Genomic DNA, 19,792 nt, shown 5'->3' with positions numbered 1-19,792 from the left:
TCGAAGCACGTCGGACGGTACGTTCGCGCACCGATCGGCACGCGTATCGTGAGAAGTGTCCGATTTGTCCTGAGGCGATCGGGCACGTGCCTGAAAAATTCCCACAAGGAAGCGGTAACAGTGGAAGCTCTCTTACTCGTCGTCGTCATCGCCGCAGCAGTCGTGTTCCTGGTCGTCCGCAGTCAGAAGAACGCGGCGGCGAAGTCGGCCAGCACACTGGAGGACGCCAAGGCAGATGCTCGCCAGTCCATCGAGCGGCTCGGCGGGCAGGTCTACAACCTGATCGGCAGCGACACTGCTTCCAAGCAGGCACTCGCCGACGCCTCCGAGCGCAACATCGCCGCCGGATCGCAGATCGACCAGGCCAAGACGGTCGAGCAGGCACGGCTGGCCAAGCAGACTGCGTTGGAAGGTCTCTACTACATCCGCGCGGCGCGGATCGCGATGGGCATGGACCCCGGTCCAGAAATTCAGGGCATCGACGGCCAGAAGTCCGCGGGTCAGGTCACCGAGGACCGCAAGGTCGAGTTCGAAGGCCGCAACGTCGAGGCCTCGCCCAATCCGTCGGACCGCACGCCCAACTACTACCCAGGCGGCAAGGTCGCAGGCCGTCCCGTTCCGGCCGGCTGGTACTCCGAGCCGTGGTGGCGCCCCGCCCTCGTCGCGGGCGCCTGGGGCGTCGGATCGATGTTCCTGTTCTCGGCGATGTTCTCGGGAATGGCAGGAGTCGGCTACGGCGAACAGGAGTTCGCGAGCGGAGCCGGTGACGGTTCCGAAGGCGGCGGCGCCGACAACGGCGAGTTCGGCGACTCGGGTGACGCCGGTGGTGGCGAGGAGTACGGCGGCAGCGACTCGTTCGGTGGCGATTCGTTCGGTGGGGACGGCGGCGGAATGTTCGACGGCGGGTTCGACTTCTGACGTCCGGGCTCGCTCGCCTGACCTGCTAGCTCGCCTGGCAGACAGGGCACCAGAACAGGTTTCGCGCCTGCATCACCGAATGCAGAATCTCCGCGCCACAGATTCGACACGGACGCCCCGCCCTGCGATACACGTAGGTGCGGGGCCGTTTCGGGGCGTAGCCGGAATCTCCGTGGTCGTCCACTGGTCTGATCGTGATGATCCTGCCGCGTCGAACACCGATCTTCATCAGTTCGACCAGATCGAACCAGATCGCGTCCCATTCACTTCGATCCATGTCCTTGCCCGGACGCATCGGGTTGATCTCGTGCCGGTACAGGATCTCCGCTCGGTAGACGTTGCCGACTCCGGCGAGGACCTTCTGATCCATCAGAAGGGTGCCGATCGGCGTTTTCGACCTCGAGATGCGGTCCCACGCTCGATCGGGATCGGCGTCCTTCCGGATCGGATCAGGCCCGAGTCGACTCAGCAGAGCGTCGACCTGCTGCTCCGTGTAGATTTCGCAGGCTGTAGGTCCGCGCAAGTCGGTACCGAAGTTCTCGCCCACCATCCTCAGTCGGACAGCACCGACCGGTTCGCTCATCGGCGGCGTCTGGTCGGTGAACTTTCCGTACAGACCGAGGTGGATGTGCACGATCAGATCCGACTCGTAGCGGTGAAGCAGGTGCTTGCCCCAGGCCTCGGCCTTCTCCAACACCATGCCGTCGACCAGCGCGGCCCCCGAGGCGAACCGCCCTTGCGGGCTGCTCACCTCGACGGGCGCGCCGGCAAATTTCCGCTGGTGCAGCCGCGCGAGGCGGTGCAGCGTATGCCCCTCGGGCATCGATCAGGCGCCGTCGAACTTCTGTCCGCCCGGGACGTCGGGTGCGTCGCCACTTCGCTCGTACTCCGACAGAATGTCGATACGACGCTGGTGCCGCTCCTCGCCGGAGAACGGGGTACCGAGGAAGGCGTCGACGATCGCAAGAGCCTCCGGAAGGGTGTGCATGCGTCCGCCGATACCGATCAGCTGAGCGTCGTTGTGCTCGCGCGCAAGCTTCGCGGTCTCGACGCTCCACGCGAGGGCGCACCGGGCACCGGGGACCTTGTTTGCCGCGATCTGCTCGCCGTTGCCGGAGCCGCCGAGGACGAGGCCGCGGCTGCCTGGATCGGCGACGACCCGTCGTGCCGCGTCGATGCAGAAGGCCGGGTAGTCGTCGACGGCGTCGTATTCGAAAGCGCCGCAGTCGACGGGCTCGTGCCCGGTCGCGGTGAGGTGTTCGATGATCTGGTTCTTGAATTCGAGGCCGGCATGGTCCGCACCCAGGTATACGCGCATGCATAGAGTCTGACAGGTGGGATTTCAGGGACGAAAAACGGTCGCCGGAGTCGACGGCGCCAAAGGCAAGTGGGTTGTGGCGCTGTTCGACGGCCAGGATTTGCGGATGTCCGTCGAACCCGACGTGCGGGCAGTGCTGGCCGCGACACGTTGGTGCGACGTCGTCGGGGTCGACATGCCGTTGTCGTTGCCCGAGAGTGGGTACCGGGTCAGTGAGCTCGAAGCGAAGAGTTTCCTCGGGCCGGCTCGATCGTCGATTTTTCACACGCCGGTACGCTCTGTTCTCGACACGCAGACCTACGAGGATGCGTGCGCGGTGTCCAGGCGAATCACCGGCAAGGCGATCAGCAAGCAGACCTGGTATCTGATGTCCTCGATCCGGCAGTGGCAGGACGTGTCCTTCGACCCCGAACGGGTGGTGGAAGTGCACCCGGAATGCTCGTTCCGGCACATGGCACCGGATACGTCGTTCGTGTCGAAGAAGTCCGCGCGTGGCATCGGCCAGCGTCTGAGCGCACTGTCCACGTGGCTCGATCCGGTGTCCGTACACGACGCCATGGCATTACTGCCGGTCGAGCCCGCAGCCGACGACGCGCTCGACGCCGTCGCGGCTGCATGGTCCGCGTGGCGTTTCGGCCGTGGGAAGCACCGATACTTCGGTACGTCCGACGGCGTCGATCGCATCGTCGCCTGACCCGCTGTAACCGGAAATGCAGGTCCTGACCTACATTTCCGCTCACCTGGGGTCAGTCGAACTCGGGGTCTTCGTGACGGGTGCGCTTGAGCTCGAAGAAGTGCGGGTACGACGCGAAGATCACCGAGGCGTCCCACAGCTTTCCGGCTTCCTCGCCGCGCGGGATGCGGGAGAGGACGGGCCCGAAGAACGCGACACCGTTGACGTGAATCGTCGGTGTTCCGACGTCGGGACCGACCTTGTCCATGCCCGCGTGGTGGCTGGTGCGCAGCGCTTCGTCGTGCTCCGTGCTGTCGGCTGCCTTCGCCAACTCCGCAGGCAGACCGAGTTCCGCGAGGGACTGCTCGATCACCTCGGGCAAGTTCTTGTTGCCTCCGTTGTGGATACGGGTACCGAGTGCGGTGTACAGCGGCGACAGGATTTCGTCGCCCTTCTCCAGGGCGGCGGCGATGGCGACTCGCACGGGTCCCCATGCCGTTTTCATCATCTCGGCGTACTGCTCGGGGAGGTCGCGGCCCTCGTTGAGGACTGCGAGCGACATCACGTGGAAGTTCACGTCGATATCGCGCACCTTCTGGACTTCCAGAATCCATCGCGACGTGATCCAACACCATGGGCACAGGGGGTCGAACCAGAAATCGGCGGTGTCTTTCTGTCCGCTGCCGCTCACGTGAAGCTCCTTCGTGTCGAGATACGAGTGGGTGTCGCCCGAGAACAACCAAGGATGCGGCAGAACAATTCCGCGCCGCGTCCCTACGCAAGCATGCCCGACCCGCGCCGTGATGGGATGGTGTCATCACACGATCCCTACTCGAGAAGGTGCATGACTGACGTGGTTGCTCCCAACCTGACACGCGATCAAGCTGCTGCACGGTCGACCGTGCTCGGCAATTCCACCTATTCGATCGTCCTGGACCTCACCGACGGGTCCGGCAATCCCAGCGAGAAGACGTTCCTGTCGACGACGACCATTGCGTTCGCGGCACAGGCGGGCGCATCGACTTTCGTCGACATCGTCGCCGACAGCATCAGGTCCGCCACCCTGAACGGGGTGGACATCGACGTATCGGGCTACGACGAGGAGACGGGGATAGCGCTCGACGACCTCGCCGAGGACAACGAACTCGTCGTCGTCGCAGACTGTGTCTATTCCCACACCGGCGAGGGTCTGCACCGGTTCGTCGACCCGTCCGACGGCTCGGTGTATCTCTATTCTCAGTTCGAGACGGCGGATGCCAAGCGGATGTTCGCCTGCTTCGATCAGCCGGATCTGAAGGCGACGTTCGATCTGAAGGTCACCGCTCCGGACAGCTGGAAGGTCATCTCCAACGCTGCGCATGCCGCGGAACCCGCTGCGGGAGAGCATGTTTTCGACACCACCCCGCTGATGAGCACGTATCTGGTGGCGCTGATCGCCGGCCCGTACGCGGAGTGGACGGATTCCTACACCGACGAGCACGGCACCATTCCGCTCGGGATCTACTGCCGCGCATCGCTTGCCGAGCACATGGACCACGAACGGTTGTTCACCGAGACCAAGCAGGGATTCGGTTTCTACCACGCCAACTTCGGCACCCCCTACGCGTTCGGCAAGTACGACCAGTTGTTCGTGCCCGAATTCAACGCGGGCGCGATGGAGAACGCCGGCGCGGTCACCTTCCTGGAGGACTACGTCTTTCGGTCCAAGGTCACCCGCTACTCCTACGAACGCCGCGCCGAAACGGTTCTGCACGAGATGGCGCACATGTGGTTCGGCGACCTCGTGACCATGACATGGTGGGACGACCTGTGGCTCAACGAGTCGTTCGCGACGTTCGCATCGGTCCTGTGCCAGTCCGAGGCCACCGAGTACACCAACGCATGGACCACGTTCGCCAACGTCGAGAAGTCGTGGGCCTACCGGCAGGACCAGCTGCCGTCGACGCACCCCATCGCAGCCGACATTCCCGATCTGGCCGCGGTCGAGGTCAACTTCGACGGCATCACGTACGCCAAGGGCGCGAGTGTTCTGAAGCAACTCGTCGCCTACGTCGGCAAGGAGGATTTCCTCGCCGGCTTGCGTGCGTACTTCGTAGACCATGCGTTCGGCAACGCCACGTTCAGCGACCTGCTCACCGCACTGGAGCGTTCGTCCGGTCGGGACCTGTCGGATTGGGGCAGCCAGTGGCTCCGCACGACGGGACTCAACACCCTGAGCCCTGATTTCGACGTCGACGCGGACGGCAAGTTCACCCGCTTCGCGGTGAAGCAGAGCGGCGCGGCGCCCGGCGCAGGCGAGCATCGAGTGCATCGCATCGCAGTCGGCATCTACGACGACGCGGACGGCGGAGTCGATGGCAAGCTGGTGCGTACCGAGCGCGTCGAGATCGACCTGGAGGCGTCGGACAGCACCGACGTTCCGTCACTGGTGGGTGTGTCGCGGGGCAAGCTGATCTTGGTCAACGACGACGACCTCACCTACTGCGCCGTGCGTCTCGATCCGGAGTCTCTCGACGTTCTGCTCGCCCGTATCGGCGATATCGCGGAGTCGCTCCCCCGCACCCTGGCGTGGTCCGCCGCGTGGGAGATGACGCGCCAGGCCGAGATGCGTGCTCGCGATTTCGTCGCGCTCGTCCAGCGCGGCATCGGTGCGGAGACGGAGGTCGGCGTCGTGCAGCGTCTGCTCCTCCAAGCGCAGACGGCCATCACCAGTTACGCCGAGCCGCAGTGGGCGCAGGAGCACGGTCAGCCCGAGTTCGCGGACACGCTTCTCGAGCTCGCGCGTGCCGCCGACGCAGGCTCGGACCACCAGCTGGCATTCGTCAACTCGCTGACCGGTTCGGCCTTGTCCGACAGGCATGTCGCTGTGTTGCGCGGCCTCCTGGACGGCGACGTCGACGGTCAGGGACTCGGCGGCCTCGAGGTGGATACCGACCTGCGCTGGCGTGTGGTGTCGGCGCTCGCTGCAGCAGGTGCGATCGACAGCGACAGCATCGATTCACCCGAGATCGACGCCGAGGCCTCCCGCGACAACACTGCGGCCGGCGCTCGTTCGGCAGCCGCTGCCCGTGCCGTTCGGCCGAGCAGCGAGGTCAAGGAGCGCGCATGGACGACGGTCGTCGACGACGATTCCGTCCCCAACATCACCGCGCGATCGATCATCGGCGGGTTCGCCGGCCCGGGACAGGGCGAGCTTCTCGAGCCGTACGTGTCGCGGTACTTCGACTCGATCGAGGGCGTGTGGTCGAGACGGTCCAGTGAGGTCGCGCAGACCGTCGTGGTCGGGCTGTACCCGTCCTGGTCGATCAGTGCGGACTCGGTCGCGGCTGCGGATGCTTTCCTGGAGAAGGATCTGCCGCCCGCACTGCGGCGTCTGGTGATCGAGGGACGCGCGGGAATCGTGCGCTCGCTCGCGGCCCGCGAGTTCGACGCGGCGTAAGCACCGCTCTGAAACGACAAGAAGGCGCCGCCCGGGTTTCGGGCGGCGCCTTCTTCGTGTCTGTACGGCGGCGCTACGGGCTCACGATGGCGGCGGCCATGACGCGAACCGCGCTGACCAGTCCGTCGATGAGGTTGCCGTCGCGGAACGGCCCCGTTGCGGCGGTGATGCCGAGCTGCGCCACACGGTCGGTCGCGCGGTCCGACACACGGCGTCCGGTGCGGATCTCGATGCCCTTGTGGTTCGGGTCCACTGCGATCAGCACGGAACGAATTGCGTCCGGTGTTCCGGGGAAGACGGCGTCTGCACCTGCGGCGACATCCTCACCCAGGTCTCCGAGGTAGACGTTGAAGCGAATCTGCGTGGCCCGCGTTGCCTCGGTGAGTGCGACGTCGAGGGACACGAGGTCCTGCGTGGCGAACGGAAGGTGCGCCGGGCTGGCCGTCCCGAACTCGTGAGCAGCCGACACACGTCCGCTGGACGTCAGAGCCGAGCCGTAGGGCAAGTCCTCCGCGTCGATGTCACTCTTGACCAGTTCACCACTTGCCACTTGCCGACCCTCCGATCGAATCTGCAGCGGATGCATGCGAATCGCCGTGGCCGCCACCGTGCGGTGTCACCTCGTCGGTCGCGCTCCACAGAATTGGTTCACGTGTCCATTCGTCGGTCAACCGGTACGGAGTGATGTCCAGACCCGGCTGCCTTTCCCCCACGTAGGACAACGCGCCGATGATTCCGATGATCGCAGCCGGAATCACCCCGAAGATCAGGATCGTCTCGAGAATGCTCACAGGGTGTGAGATTAGTCGACTTTTCACCCCGAAGCGACAGCGGGGCCGTCCGGATCGATTCGAGACCGACCGCTACGCCGCACCCTCACCCAGGTACGCCAACCAGGACGGATCGAGTTCCTTGTTGCTGGCGAGCAAACGCCAGTGAGGCCCCTTCGGTGGAACGAGTTGCGCTCGCAGAGTCCAGCCCAGCTCACTGAGCATTTTGTCTGCTTTGCGATGGTTGCACGACGCGCAGCACGCAACGCAGTTCTCCCACGAGTGCTCTCCCCCACGACTCCGCGGGATGACGTGGTCCACGGTTTCCGCCTTGGCACCGCAGTACGCGCACCGGAAGCGATCTCTGTGCATCAGCGCGGCCCTCGTCATCGGCACACGAGCTCGGTACGGCACTCGAACGAACGTCCTCAGACGGATCACCGAGGGCACTTGGACGGAGAAGTCAGCAGATCGAATGTAGGGACCGGAAGGATCGTCGTGGACGACATCGGCCTTGTTGCACACCAGCAATACCACTGCGCGACGCATCGGCAGCGCGGTCAAGGGCTCGAAAGTGGCGTTCAGAAGCAGCACTCGGCGCTTGACCCAGGCAGGAACCATGTTGTCGCTGGGCGACACTGTCTCGCCAGGAGAAACGACATGTAGCGGAGACGCCCCCGATATCCGTTGCCGCTGGTCTGCGGTGTCATGGACATCGATGGGCGGGAGTTGTCGGTGTCGGTGTTGCTTGTTCTTCACTTCGGTTCTCCCAAAAGCGTCGGCGTCCGCGCATGGCTTGCGCGGAACACGTGTCACAGTGGAACACGAAAACGCTGGGTCTGCACACCCCTTTTCCGGATCGTGGTGATGACCGATCGGTGAACGCACAACCAACGAGCAGGTCCGCTACCAGCACGGTGGCGAGAATCCGCTCCTTCCGTAGACTCTGCAAGTGTCTGTATTCGAATCGAACTCATCGACCTACCTGACGGGCTCGTCTCTCGACACACGTGCCTTCGAACTGACCGAAACCGGTCGAGACTGGCTGGTGGACAGACCTTTACAAGTTCTCGGCTACCTTGCGCTCGCGGTTGTCCTCCGACTCGTACTGCACAAGCTGATCGACCGTTTCACCAGTCGCAGCGGATCGTCGTCGGACAAGGCACCTGCACTTCTTCGTCCACTGCGCGAGCGTGCACCGTCGACGCTGCAGAGCTCGATCCTCTCCGAACGCCGTCGCCAACGCGCCAAGACCATCGGCTCGGTCCTCAAGTCCGGCGTGTCCGTGGTCATCCTGACGTGGTTCGTACTGTCCGTACTCGACGTGGTCGGAGTGAACGTCACCCCGTTCATCGCCTCCGCGGGCATCGTCGGAGTTGCGCTCGGTTTCGGTGCCCAGAATCTAGTCCGCGACTTCCTGTCCGGCATCTTCATGCTGCTCGAGGATCAATATGGCGTCGGCGATGTCGTCGATCTCGGTGAAGCAGTGGGCACGGTGGAAAGCGTCGGACTGCGCGTGACCACGATCCGCGACGTCAACGGCACCGTCTGGTACTGCCGCAACGGCGAGGTCCTTCGCGTCGGCAACATGAGTCAAGGTTTTGCGGTAGCAGTCCTCGACCTCCCCGTCGCGCACACTGCCAATCTCGACGAGGCCTGCGAGGTGGCCGAGAAGGCGACGCTCGACGTCGTCGAATCGGGCGCGTTCGCCGAGGACCTACTCGGGGATCCCGAGATGCTCGGCGTCAACGCCGTCAGTGCCGACACGGTCACCATCCGTATCACCGTCAAGACCAGGCCCGGGATGCAGTGGGCGGTGCAGCGACGGCTTCACCGCGAAATTCTGCAGGCCTTCGACGACGCCGGAATTCAGGCCCCGTACCCCCAAGGCCGACCGGCCGGCGCGATCGTCGACCTGGCAAAGTAGGCACCACCTGGCCGCACCCCCGACCTCGAACGACTGGAGAGAAGCACCGATGACCGAACCGCAACAGACCTTCTACGACGCGGTCGGCGGTGCGGACACGTTCTACAAGCTGACGGCCAGGTTCTACGAGGAAGTGGCGAAGGACGACGTCGTGCGACCGCTGTACCCCGAGGAAGACCTGGGGCCTGCGGAGCGCCGCATGCGAATGTTTCTCGAACAGTACTGGGGAGGACCACGCACCTACTCGGACGAACGTGGGCACCCTCGCCTCCGCATGCGGCACTCACCGTTCCACATCGGTCCGATCGAACGGGACGCATGGTTGCGGTGCATGCACAGTGCGATCGCGTCGATAGACGATTCGGTCCTCGACGCCCCGCATCGGGCGCAGTTGGTCGACTACATGGAGATGGCGGCCAACTCCATGGTCAACTCGCCGTTCTAGGAACCGACCTTCACAGACGAGGCGCGGATCCTTCGCGCTGGGCGGCCGTCGGCTGGGCGGCGCCGCTGCGTCCTAGTCCCTTTGCTCGTCGGAGTGCACCACGAACGTTGCCGGCGAACTTCAAGGCGAGCAGGAGCGAGCCGGAAAGATGCTGGCGAAGAATTGCGTGCTTGCGGACGTAGTCCTCGACGTGCCACTCGGACCAGGTGCCTGCACGGAACAGTGCCGCATCGCCCGCCACCAGCGTGCGTTCAGGATGGTCGTCGGACGAGACCGTCACCGAGCCGTCCATGATGTGGACGATCTCGTCGACCGGGAAGTACCAGCGGAAGCGACCGGCCGTGCAGTCCCACACGTTGGTGGTGGTCGTCCCGTCGATGCTGCGTGACCATTCGGCCACGCGGGCGTGGGGCTCACCCTCGATGATCCAGTCCGGATCGATCGGACTGTCCTGCAGAAGCACTTCACTCAAACGGACTGCTTCGATCGACTGCTCGGCCATGTGATTTCCTCGTGCTCCTCGTTCCGGTTCGACGGGTACGGTACCTCATCATTCGGACAAAGCGGCTGTTTTCGGGAGAGAAACCGGGGAAACGGTATGTCTTCGTGCGCGTCGCTCGCATTTTCGCCCGGGCGTGAGCCCGCATTTTTGCCGGGCGTGAGCCCGCATTTTGCCGGGCGTGAGCCCGCATTTTTGCCGGTCGTGGGCTCCCATCGTTGCGAGGTGACGAAGATCAACCCGGTCCCTGATCGAGGTCGAGCCCCCGCGTTTGGCAGACTTGACCGTTGTGACCGATCGACTCGAACCTCAGCCCGAACCGTGGTGGAAGGACGCGATCTTCTATCAGATCTACCCGCGTTCGTTCGCCGATTCCAACGGCGACGGCGTCGGTGATCTCGGCGGCGTTCGGGACAAGCTGGGTTACCTCGAACTACTCGGAATCGACGCGATCTGGCTGAGCCCGATCATGGAGTCGCCGATGGCGGATCACGGGTACGACGTATCCGATCCGAGAGCGATCGACCCCCTGTTCGGTGACCTCGCGGTGATGGACTCGCTGATCGAAGAGGCACACGCGCGCGACATCAAGGTCACCATGGACCTGGTGCCCAACCACACGAGCGACCGACATCCGTGGTTCGTCGCAGCGCTCGACTCGGCTCCCGGAAGCCCGGAACGTGCCCGCTACATCTTCCGTGACGGCAAGGGACCGGACGGCTCCGAACCGCCGAACAACTGGCCGAGCATCTTCGGCGGTCCCGCATGGACCCGTATCCGCGAAGCCGACGGAACGCCGGGACAGTGGTACCTCCACATCTTCGCGGCCGAACAACCCGATCTCGACTGGACCAACCCCGAGGTCTTCGAGGACTTGGCCACGACGCTGCGTTTCTGGTTGGACCGGGGAGTCGACGGCTTCCGGATCGACGTCGCACACGGCATGGCCAAGCCCGAAGGCCTTCCGGACATGAGCCTGGAAACGAACGAGCTCATGAAGAACGACGACTCCGATCCACGGTTCAACAATCCGGCCGTACACGAAATACACCGTGGTATCCGAAAGATCATGGACGAATACCAGGGCACGACGACGGTCGGTGAAATCTGGGTGCAGGACAACGTCAGGTTCTCCGAGTACATCCGCCCCGACGAGCTGCACCTCGGCTTCAACTTCCGCCTGGCCGAAGCCGAGTTCGATGCAGCAGCCATCCGAAGCGCAGTGTCGAACTCCTTGGACGCGGTGGCCCTCGTCGACGGCACCCCGACGTGGACGCTGTCCAACCACGACGTCGTCCGCGAAGTCACTCGTTACGGCGGAGGCACTCGCGGCACAGCCCGCGCCAGGGCAATGATCCTGCTCGAATTGGCGCTGCCTGGAACGGTGTTCGTCTACAACGGCGCCGAGCTGGGCCTTCCCAATGTCGATTTACCCGACGAGTCCCTGCAGGACCCGGTGTGGGAACGCTCCGGCCACACCGAGCGCGGCCGAGACGGATGCCGTGTGCCCCTCCCGTGGGAAGGAACCGAACCGCCGTTCGCGTTCAGTTCGTCCCCGGCTACCTGGCTGCCGATGCCCGCGGAATGGGCGTCGCTCACGGTGGAAGAACAGCTCGAAGACGTCGATTCGATGCTGAGCCTGTACCGGTCCGCCTTCGAACTCCGCGCGCTACGGCCGGAATTCGCCGGACCCGGAGTGGATTGGTACGGCAGTCCACCCGGATGTCTTGCGTTCCGACGACCAGGGGGGCTGATCTGCGCACTCAACGCGACCGACGTTCCGATCCCCCTCCCGCCGGGCGAGGTCCTGATGTCCAGCGCGCCTCTCGTCGACGGGCAACTTCCCGCCGACGCCGCAGCGTGGTTGGTCTAGGGCCGTGTCAGCGCTCCACGGTGAGGGAGAGCGAGTTCTCTCGGCGGCAGAAGACCGAGCCGTAGCGCGCGTCGAGTCGTAACCACACCTTGGTGGCGCGAACGCGCACGATCTCGTTCGAGTCGATGCGCGCGAGGTCGACGTCGGCCTTGAGCGGGTCCTCCCCCGTGTGCGGCACGAAACCCATTGCCGTGAGGGCGAATACCGTTCTCATCGTGACCGACACTCCGCCCGCGGCACCGTCGACGTGCAGGACCTGCTGATCGAGCAGCGACACCGGCGGACCGTGGCTGCTCCCGTGCTCCTTCGCCAGCGCTGCACCGCGCTGAGCGAGGTCGATCAAGACCCGAGCAGGTACGTCGTCGACATGCTCGAATCCCTGGTCGGGAGGCAACGCGCCCTTCCACGCCGAATCCATCGAGAAGCCTGGGTCGACCCTGCCGTCGACGGCCGACCCGAGCGCCACGAGCAGCTGATCGGCTGCCGCCGAGGTGTCGTCCGGAACGATCGATCCGGCGACGACCCGCACGGCGAGCGCGTCGAAACCCGTCGATGCCCACGCCGACAGCCGCCCGTCGGTACGCGTCCTCAAGCGCACCACCGCAGCTTCGTCGAGGCGCAGCGCCTTGCCGAGGAACGCGGTCAGATTCTCCCGTTCGACCGGGTCCGGGATGGTGAGTACACGCTCAAACACGCTGCCAGCTCTCGAGGTACTCGCGCTCTTCGGCGGTGAGACGCCGCAGCTTCTGAGTGTCGATGTCGAACGCTGCGATCTGAGTCGACGCGATGATCGCCGCCGGAGTGTCCAAGGACGCACCGTTGGCGCGCACCTCGTAACCGGCCACGAAATCCACGGCCCGCACCTTGTCGATCCACATGAAGACGTCCAGTGGGCCGTCCTCGTGTCGAAGCTGACCGCGGTACTTCACGTGCAGATCCGCGATGACCGCGCCGTGTCGCAGGTTCGCCGTCGGTCGTCCGTCGACGAGAAGCCACGGGATCCGTGCCTCCTCCAGCAACGTCACCATGCGGGCATGGTTGATGTGCTGGTACACGTCCATGTCCGACCAGCGAACATCCACGCTGGTGTGAAAACCGATGCGTTCCTGCGGCTCTCGATGGTCGGACAGATGGTCGGCGGGCACACTCACAGCAGTCGTCCTTCTTTCGTCGATGGCACGCTACGGGCAGAAAATGCTACGGAACCATACTGCGCACCTGCCGCGCAGCGACGGACAGTGTAGCGAGGTCGAGGGTTCCCGAGTCCGAGATCTCGCGGAGCGCAGCGCGAGCACGTGCGAGGCGGGACGAGTTGGTCGATTCCCACTCCGCGATCTTCTCCGAGGCACTCTCGTGCGGTTCGCCGCCCAGGAGAACCTCTTTGGTGATCGCCCGCAGCGAGGAGTACAGATCGTCACGGAGCGCCAACCGTGCCAGCGAATGCCAGCGATCCCCTCGGGCGAGTCCGGACACCGATGTCAGCAACCAGTCGATGCCGATGTGCGCGTCCAGTGCGAAGTACAGCTCGGCGACTTCCGCGGGGTCGTGTTCGGTGATGTCCGCGACGTCGATGATGTCGAGCAGACTGTAGTGATCGAGGAGTCGATACACCGCGGACGCAAGCTCCCTCGGTGCCCCACGTTCGACGGCTGCCTGTACGCGGGCGTCGGCGTCGCGCGCCTGATAGCTGTCGATGTACTCTCCGACGACGGCACGCAGAGATGCGACTTTGCCTGCGTAACGGCTGATTTCGGCGCCGACGGCAAGAGGTTGCGGCCGATTGGTCAACAACCACCGAGCGACGCGGTCGAGTACCCGTCGGGATTCGAGCAGCAACTCATCGGACGACGACGTCGACATACCCGCCGTTCGGATGTCGTTCCACAGCTCGTCCAACCCGAAAATCGCCGTCGCAGCCGCGAACGCACGCACGGCGTCGGTACCCGTTGCACCTGCGTCCTCGGCGAGTCGGTAGACGAAAGTGATGCCGCCCCGATCGACGGTCTCGTTGGTCAGCGTGGTCGCCACCAACTGCCTACGCAGTGGGTGCGAGGTGATCTCGTTCGCGTAGGGCTCGCGAAGAACGTCCGGGAAGTACTTCGGCAGACGCGAAGCGAACACGTCGCTGTCCGGCAGTTCGCTGGCCAACAGGTCACTTTCGAGGCTCAACTTCACGTGAGCCATCAATGTCGCAAGCTCCGGAGAGGTCAGTCCGCGGCCCTCCGACTTCCGCGTGCGGATCTCCTGTTCGGTGGGCAGCGCTTCGAGTTCTCGGTCGAGCCCTCGTCGTTCCTCCAGGTCCTCGATCACCCGTCGGTGCACGGTGAGCAACGACGGCGCGTCGTATCGAGAGGTCCCCAACAGTTCGTTCTGCATGAAGTTGTCCCACAGCACCAACCGGCCGACCTCGTCCGTCATCGACGCGAGGAGTTCGTCGCGATCGCCTCGGTCCAACGCACCGTCGGAGATCGCGGACTCGAGAAGGATCTTGATGTTGACCTCGTGGTCGGAGCAGTCGACGCCCGCCGAGTTGTCCACGGCGTCGGTGTTGATCCGTCCGCCTGCCAGGTCGTACTCGATGCGGCCGAGTGCCGTTGCACCCAGGTTTCCGCCCTCGCCGACGACTGTGGCCCTGATCTCGTTGCCGTCGACCCGAACCGCGTCGTTCGATTTGTCGCCGACGTCGGAATTCGATTCGGTGGACGCCTTGATGTAGGTGCCGATTCCGCCGTTCCACAGCAGGTCGGCCGGGGCAGTGAGGATGGCACGAACCAGCTCGGGGGGCGACAACGACGTCACGGTGTCCCCCAGCCCCAACGCCGCGCGCGCCTCGGGACTGATCGGAACCGATTTCACGGTCTTGTCCCACACTCCGCCGCCCCGCGAGATCAATGCCGAATCGTAATCGGCCCAGGAGGAACGAGGGAGTGCGAACAGACGCTCCCGTTCGGCGAACGACGCCGCCCTGTCCGGGTTCGGATCGAGGAAGATGTGCCGGTGGTCGAACGCCGCCAGCAGTCCGATGTGGCGGCTGAGCAGCATTCCGTTTCCGAACACGTCGCCGCTCATGTCGCCGACGCCGACGACGGTGAAGTCCTCGGTTTGAGTGTCGACTCCGATTTCACGGAAGTGCCGCTTGACGCTCTCCCACGCACCCTTCGCCGTGATTCCCATCGCCTTGTGGTCGTACCCTGCCGAGCCGCCGGACGCGAAAGCGTCACCGAGCCAGAAGTCGTATTCGGCGGCAACGGAATTGGCGAGGTCGGAGAACGTCGCAGTACCCTTGTCGGCGGCGACGACGAGGTACGTGTCGTCGCGGTCTCGGCGTACGACGCGTTCGGGTGGAATGACCGATCCGCTTGCACGATCGAGGTTGTCGGTGACGTCCAGTAGCCCGGCGATGAACAACCGGTAGCAGGATTTGCCCTCGTCCAACGCCGCAGTACGATCAGCGGCAGCATCCCCGGTGGTGGCGGGCGGACGCTTGACGACGAATCCGCCCTTCGCGCCCACCGGAACGATCACCGCGTTCTTGACCATCTGAGCTTTGGCGAGGCCGAGGATTTCGGTGCGGAAATCCTCGCGACGGTCGGACCAGCGCAACCCTCCTCGGGCGACGGCCCCGAACCGAAGGTGAACACCTTCGACGCGCGGGGAATAGACGAAGATCTCGAATGTGGGCTTGGGCTTGGGCAGTTCCGCGATCTTCTGCGGATCGAACTTGATCGAGAGAAACTCGCGCCGAGTGCCGTGTGCATCCACCACGTAGAAGTTGGTGCGCAACGTCGCGCGGACGAGTTCGAAGATCGATCGCAGAATTCTGTCCGCGTCGAGGCTGATGACCTCGTCGATCAAGGACTGGAGCTCGTCACTCAGTTCCTCGGAACGGGATTCCGACGCGCGCTCGGGGTCGAACTGCGCCTCGAAGAGCCCGACCAGAAGTCGTGCGGTCCGCGGGTGCGAGAGCAGGACGCCCTCGATGTTGAACTGACTGTACGGAAAGTTGGCCTGGCGCAGGTATTTCGCGTATGCCCGCAGGATCTGTGCTTGACGCCAGTCGAGTGCAGCCCGCATGACCAGTTCGTTGAACCTGTCGGCTTCCGCCCGACCCTCCCACACGGCCGTGAAGGCATCGGTGAAGCGCAGCTGGACCCGCGATTCACGATCGGTCGCACCGGCATCCTGCAACTCCGAGTCGAGATCGCCGTCGATCGCCGCGTTCAACATCTCGCGCGATGCCGACACCCCGAAATCGTATATCCAGCACTGCAATCCGTCGGGGCGGACCACCGGATAAGGACGCTCGTCGTCGACCTCGACACCGAGGCTCTGCAACACGGGCAGTACCTGGCTGAGCGATACTCCCCTTCCTCCGATGTACAGACTGAACCGCCAGCTACCGACCTCGGAGTCGGCGTTTCGGTAAAGCTGCATGTCGATCGCACCGTCGGACAGGGCTTCGAAACGGACGATGTCGAAGACTGCACGCTCGGGCCGGAAGTCCTGCTTGTACGCCTCGGGCAATGCGTCCGCGTAGCGCGAGGCGACGACGGTGTCGGCCGAGTCGATACGCGAGACCGCCTCCGACAGCGCATCTTCCCAGGTTCGGATGGTCTCGGTGAGCAGAGCCTCGATCCGGTCGACGTTGTCCCGCGAGAGATCGAGTACGGAGGCCTCCGCGTCGTCCCGCCGGACCGTGACGTGCAGCAACGCCAGGTCGGATTCCGTGACACGTGCCGTGTAATCGATACCCGAACCGGCCAATTCGTCGAGCAGGCACTTCTGTACCGCCAACCGCACGCGTGTGGTGTAGCGATCACGCGGTAGATAGACCAGCGCGGACACGAACGCCCCGCCCGCGTCCTCACGCAGGAACACCTTCACCTTGCGCCGACGCCCCAGGGCGAGCACCGCCGTCGCCGTCTCGTACAGAGAGTGAGCATCGGTGGCGAACAGCTCCGACCGCGGCATCGACTGGACGACCTCCAGCATCGCCTGTCCCGAGAACGACTGCAGGTCGTACCCGGCGCGATCAACCGCTGAGCGGACGCGGCGTTCGATCACCGGTATGTCGAGGACGTTCTCGTGTAACGCGGTCACGGTGAAGACACCGACGAATCGATGTTCCCCCAGTTCCGGATTCGACGGATCGAAGAGAGTCACGAAGTAGGGATAGACAGCGCGGTGCACCGTCGCCGGGCTGGAACCCTGAACGAGCGCGACGATATCGGTACGATCGTCCAGAGAGATTGTGTCCGAACCAATTCGGTGATCGTCCCGCAACACACCCAATCCACTGTCCGCAATCGGTACCGCGGTGAGGGACCCCTCGGACGACTTCTCGGCCGAGTAGCGGCGGTACCCGAGCAACGTGTAGTGACCGTCGGCGAGCCAGCGCAGCAGGCCGGCGGCTTCACGCTGCTGAACCGCAGACGAATCAGGGGACACGGCAGCGGCGGCCTCGAATGCATCCGCGATCTCGCTCTGCACCCGTCGCATGTCGTCGGTGTCGGCGATGACTTCGCGAACGTCGGTCAGTACCGCGGCGACAGCGACCTCGAGCGTGTCCACGACGTCGTCGGGCACCGCAGGATTGAGCTGTAGATGCATCCAGGATTCGCGGTTCGTCCCGCTCGGACTCGATCCGTTGCTCGATCCGGCAGACACCAACCTGCCGTCACTGTCTCGTGTGACGTCGAGGATGGGGTGCACGACGTCGCTGACCTCGACTCCGATCCGAGACAGCTGGGATACCACCGACTCGACGAGCAAGGGCATGTCATCGGTGACGATCTGCAGTGCAAGCCCCGCCACACCCGGCGTCCCGTCGGAATTGTCGGCACCGGGGCGATACAAGCGGATGTTCGCGGTCCCCGCGGTACGCCGCGCGGCGAGTTGCACGTGACGCCGGAACATCGTTCGTTCGGCCTGCTCGATCGATCCGTCCTGATCGGCCGAGTCGACGTGCGCGAAGTACGCCGCCTTCACCCGAGACAGGGATGTGACCAACTCCCCCGGCAGTTCGCTCGTCCAGTCGATGTCCGTCGTACCCGCCGAGTTCGGCATGTGTTGAACCACTCCCTTGTGAGGACCTTCTTCGTCGTAAGGACGAGCCTATAGGGGAAGGCGCCTCTCGATGGGCGTGTGGTCCGGCCTGTTTCGCGTACTCGTCGGTAGACGAAACAGGCCGGACAAACCGCGGCTAGTCGCGGGTCAGTTTGCGGTGGGTCACGCGGTGCGGGCGAGCAGCATCGGGGCCGAGGCGTTCGACCTTGTTGGCCTCGTAGCCCTCGAAGTTGCCCTCGTACCAGTACCACGCGGCCTCGTTGTCACCGAAGCCGCCTTCCCACGCGAGGATGTGGGTACACGTCCGGTCCAGGAACCACCGGTCGTGCGAGATGACCACCGCACAGCCCGGGAACTCCTCGAGCGCGTTCTCGAGCGAACCGAGGGTTTCGACGTCCAGGTCGTTGGTCGGCTCGTCGAGCAGGATCAGGTTTCCGCCCTGCTTGAGCGTCATCGCCAAGTTCAGACGGTTACGCTCACCACCGGACAGCACGCCCGACGGTTTCTGCTGATCGTGGCCCTTGAACCCGAACGAGCTGATGTAGGCGCGCGACGGGAACTCGGAGTTGCCGACGGTGATGAAGTCCAGGCCGTCGGAGACCGTCTCCCAGACCGTCTTCTTGGGGTCGATACCGGATCGGTTCTGGTCGACGTAGCTGAGCTTGACCGTCTGACCGATCTTGACCTCGCCGCCGTCCGGCTCCTCGAGCCCGACGATGGTCTTGAACAGCGTCGTCTTACCGACACCGTTGGGGCCGATGACGCCGACGATGCCGTTACGCGGGAGCGTGAAGGACAGGTCCTTGATCAGCACGCGACCGTCGAAGCCCTTGTCGAGGTTCTTGACCTCGACGACGACATCGCCCAGCCGCGGCGGGTTGGGGATCTGGATCTCGTCGAAGTCGAGCTTGCGAGTCTTCTCGGCCTCCGCGACCATCTCGTCGTAGCGCGCGAGACGGGACTTGCTCTTGGCCTGGCGTGCCTTGGCGCCCGAGCGCACCCAGGCGAGCTCGTCCTTGAGTCGCTTCTGCAGTTTCTGGTCCTTCTTGCCCGCGACTTCGAGGCGCTCTGCTTTCTTCTCGAGGTACGTCGAGTAATTGCCCTCGTACGGGTAGAGGTGGCCGCGGTCGACCTCGGCGATCCACTGCGCAACGTGGTCGAGGAAGTACCGGTCGTGAGTGACGGCGAGGATGGCGCCGGCGTAGGCAGCAAGATGCTGCTCGAGCCACAGCACCGATTCTGCGTCGAGGTGGTTGGTGGGCTCGTCGAGGAGCAGCAGGTCCGGCTTGCTCAGGAGCAGACGGCACAGTGCGACACGACGCTTCTCACCGCCGGAGAGGTTGGTGACCGGCGACTCCGGCGGCGGGCAACGCAGTGCGTCCATCGCCTGCTCGAGCTGCGAGTCGATCTCCCATGCGTCCGCATGGTCGAGCTTCTCCTGGAGCTCACCCATCTCCTCCATGAGCTCGTCGGAGTAGTCGGTTGCCATGAGCTCGGCGATCTCGTTGTACCGCTTGAGCTGGACCATCACGTCGCCGAGTCCGTCCTCGACGTTCTCTCGAACGGTCTTGGCGTCGTCGAGCTCCGGCTCCTGCATGAGGATGCCGACCGACGCACCTGGCGCGAGGAATGCCTCACCGTTTCCTGGCTGGTCGATCCCGGCCATGATCTTCAGGATGCTGGACTTGCCGGCGCCGTTGGGGCCGACGACGCCGATCTTCGCTCCCGGGTAGAAGCTCATCGTGACGTCATCGAGGATGACCTTGTCGCCGTGCGCCTTGCGCACCTTCTTCATGGTGTAGATGAATTCCGCCATGTGGGCCAGCTTATCGGTCCGAAGGCTCACCGACACCATCGCCGTCGC

17 protein-coding genes are annotated in these 19,792 nt (G+C 64.3%); 6 read left to right on the top strand and 11 right to left on the bottom strand.

The window, feature by feature from the left end; translation table 11 throughout:
• Window positions 1-120: 120 nt before the first annotated feature.
• Entirely contained in the window at window positions 121-918 is a 798-nt protein-coding gene (locus ACFULT_RS17155; RefSeq protein ID WP_378481991.1) for a DUF1542 domain-containing protein, read from the top strand.
• 25 nt (window positions 919-943) lie between these two features.
• On the opposite strand, the gene ACFULT_RS17150 is transcribed toward ACFULT_RS17155, so the two are convergent.
• Both ACFULT_RS17150 and ACFULT_RS17145 read right to left on the bottom strand, forming a co-directional pair.
• A complete protein-coding gene (locus ACFULT_RS17150) occupies window positions 944-1,741 on the bottom strand; it encodes an Fpg/Nei family DNA glycosylase (protein ID WP_378481990.1) in 798 nt (265 codons plus the stop codon).
• A 3-nt stretch (window positions 1,742-1,744) separates the two neighbouring features.
• Window positions 1,745-2,236, bottom strand: coding sequence for a ribose-5-phosphate isomerase (locus tag ACFULT_RS17145; protein WP_037110235.1), 492 nt, complete (start codon window positions 2,234-2,236; stop codon window positions 1,745-1,747).
• A gap of 16 nt (window positions 2,237-2,252) precedes the next feature.
• On the opposite strand from ACFULT_RS17145, the gene ACFULT_RS17140 reads away from it, so the two are divergent.
• Window positions 2,253-2,930 (top strand): DUF429 domain-containing protein, encoded by a 678-nt coding sequence (locus ACFULT_RS17140; protein WP_378481989.1) that lies wholly within the window; start codon window positions 2,253-2,255, stop codon window positions 2,928-2,930.
• Between the two features lie 52 nt (window positions 2,931-2,982).
• On the opposite strand, the gene ACFULT_RS17135 is transcribed toward ACFULT_RS17140, so the two are convergent.
• A complete protein-coding gene (locus ACFULT_RS17135) occupies window positions 2,983-3,600 on the bottom strand; it encodes a DsbA family protein (RefSeq protein WP_378481988.1) in 618 nt (205 codons plus the stop codon).
• A 162-nt stretch (window positions 3,601-3,762) separates the two neighbouring features.
• Between ACFULT_RS17135 and pepN the strand changes: the two genes are divergently transcribed.
• On the top strand, window positions 3,763-6,348 hold the full coding sequence (gene pepN / locus ACFULT_RS17130) for an aminopeptidase N (RefSeq protein WP_094653424.1): 2,586 nt from the start codon (window positions 3,763-3,765) through the stop codon (window positions 6,346-6,348).
• Between the two features lie 73 nt (window positions 6,349-6,421).
• Here pepN and ACFULT_RS17125 read toward each other — a convergent pair whose 3' ends face one another.
• The 3 genes from ACFULT_RS17125 to ACFULT_RS17115 all read right to left on the bottom strand — a co-directional run bounded on the left by ACFULT_RS17125 (window position 6,422) and on the right by ACFULT_RS17115 (window position 7,739).
• Window positions 6,422-6,898, bottom strand: a complete 477-nt coding sequence (locus ACFULT_RS17125) for a DUF5130 family protein (RefSeq protein ID WP_037110227.1) — start codon at window positions 6,896-6,898, stop codon at window positions 6,422-6,424.
• Entirely contained in the window at window positions 6,885-7,139 is a 255-nt protein-coding gene (locus tag ACFULT_RS17120) for a hypothetical protein (RefSeq protein ID WP_019664760.1), read from the bottom strand. Before ACFULT_RS17120 ends, ACFULT_RS17125 begins: the two co-directional genes overlap by 14 nt.
• Window positions 7,140-7,211: 72 nt before the next feature.
• Window positions 7,212-7,739, bottom strand: a complete 528-nt coding sequence (locus ACFULT_RS17115) for an HNH endonuclease (protein WP_020111685.1) — start codon at window positions 7,737-7,739, stop codon at window positions 7,212-7,214.
• Between the two features lie 331 nt (window positions 7,740-8,070).
• On the opposite strand from ACFULT_RS17115, the gene ACFULT_RS17110 reads away from it, so the two are divergent.
• Together ACFULT_RS17110 and ACFULT_RS17105 are read left to right on the top strand one after the other, a co-directional pair.
• Window positions 8,071-9,045 (top strand): mechanosensitive ion channel family protein, encoded by a 975-nt coding sequence (locus tag ACFULT_RS17110; RefSeq protein ID WP_037110225.1) that lies wholly within the window; start codon window positions 8,071-8,073, stop codon window positions 9,043-9,045.
• Between the two features lie 49 nt (window positions 9,046-9,094).
• Window positions 9,095-9,490 carry a globin gene (locus ACFULT_RS17105; RefSeq protein WP_094721337.1) on the top strand — a complete coding sequence of 132 codons (396 nt, stop codon included), beginning with the start codon at window positions 9,095-9,097 and terminating at the stop codon, window positions 9,488-9,490.
• A gap of 10 nt (window positions 9,491-9,500) precedes the next feature.
• On the opposite strand, the gene ACFULT_RS17100 is transcribed toward ACFULT_RS17105, so the two are convergent.
• A complete protein-coding gene (locus tag ACFULT_RS17100) occupies window positions 9,501-9,992 on the bottom strand; it encodes a cupin domain-containing protein (protein ID WP_037110220.1) in 492 nt (163 codons plus the stop codon).
• A 286-nt stretch (window positions 9,993-10,278) separates the two neighbouring features.
• On the opposite strand from ACFULT_RS17100, the gene ACFULT_RS17095 reads away from it, so the two are divergent.
• Window positions 10,279-11,862, top strand: a complete 1,584-nt coding sequence (locus ACFULT_RS17095; RefSeq protein WP_037110217.1) for an alpha-amylase family glycosyl hydrolase — start codon at window positions 10,279-10,281, stop codon at window positions 11,860-11,862.
• Window positions 11,863-11,869: 7 nt separating this feature from the next.
• Here the strand turns inward: ACFULT_RS17095 and ACFULT_RS17090 are convergent, their stop codons facing one another.
• The 4 genes from ACFULT_RS17090 to ettA all read right to left on the bottom strand — a co-directional run bounded on the left by ACFULT_RS17090 (window position 11,870) and on the right by ettA (window position 19,744).
• Window positions 11,870-12,556: a hypothetical protein gene (locus ACFULT_RS17090; protein ID WP_378481987.1), complete on the bottom strand. Its 687-nt coding sequence runs from the start codon at window positions 12,554-12,556 to the stop codon at window positions 11,870-11,872.
• Window positions 12,549-13,013, bottom strand: coding sequence for a thioesterase family protein (locus ACFULT_RS17085; protein WP_052059270.1), 465 nt, complete (start codon window positions 13,011-13,013; stop codon window positions 12,549-12,551). The genes ACFULT_RS17090 and ACFULT_RS17085 overlap by 8 nt, the downstream gene beginning before the upstream one ends.
• A gap of 46 nt (window positions 13,014-13,059) precedes the next feature.
• Window positions 13,060-17,928 carry an NAD-glutamate dehydrogenase gene (locus tag ACFULT_RS17080; RefSeq protein ID WP_378481986.1) on the bottom strand — a complete coding sequence of 1,623 codons (4,869 nt, stop codon included), beginning with the start codon at window positions 17,926-17,928 and terminating at the stop codon, window positions 13,060-13,062.
• 136 nt (window positions 17,929-18,064) lie between these two features.
• Window positions 18,065-19,744 carry an energy-dependent translational throttle protein EttA gene (gene ettA / locus ACFULT_RS17075; protein ID WP_019664769.1) on the bottom strand — a complete coding sequence of 560 codons (1,680 nt, stop codon included), beginning with the start codon at window positions 19,742-19,744 and terminating at the stop codon, window positions 18,065-18,067.
• Window positions 19,745-19,792 lie beyond the last annotated feature (48 nt).

This window comes from Rhodococcus sp. NPDC057297 (assembly GCF_042667435.1).
GTDB lineage: Bacteria > Actinomycetota > Actinomycetes > Mycobacteriales > Mycobacteriaceae > Rhodococcoides.
This window is presented reverse-complemented; position numbering and strand designations above follow the sequence as displayed.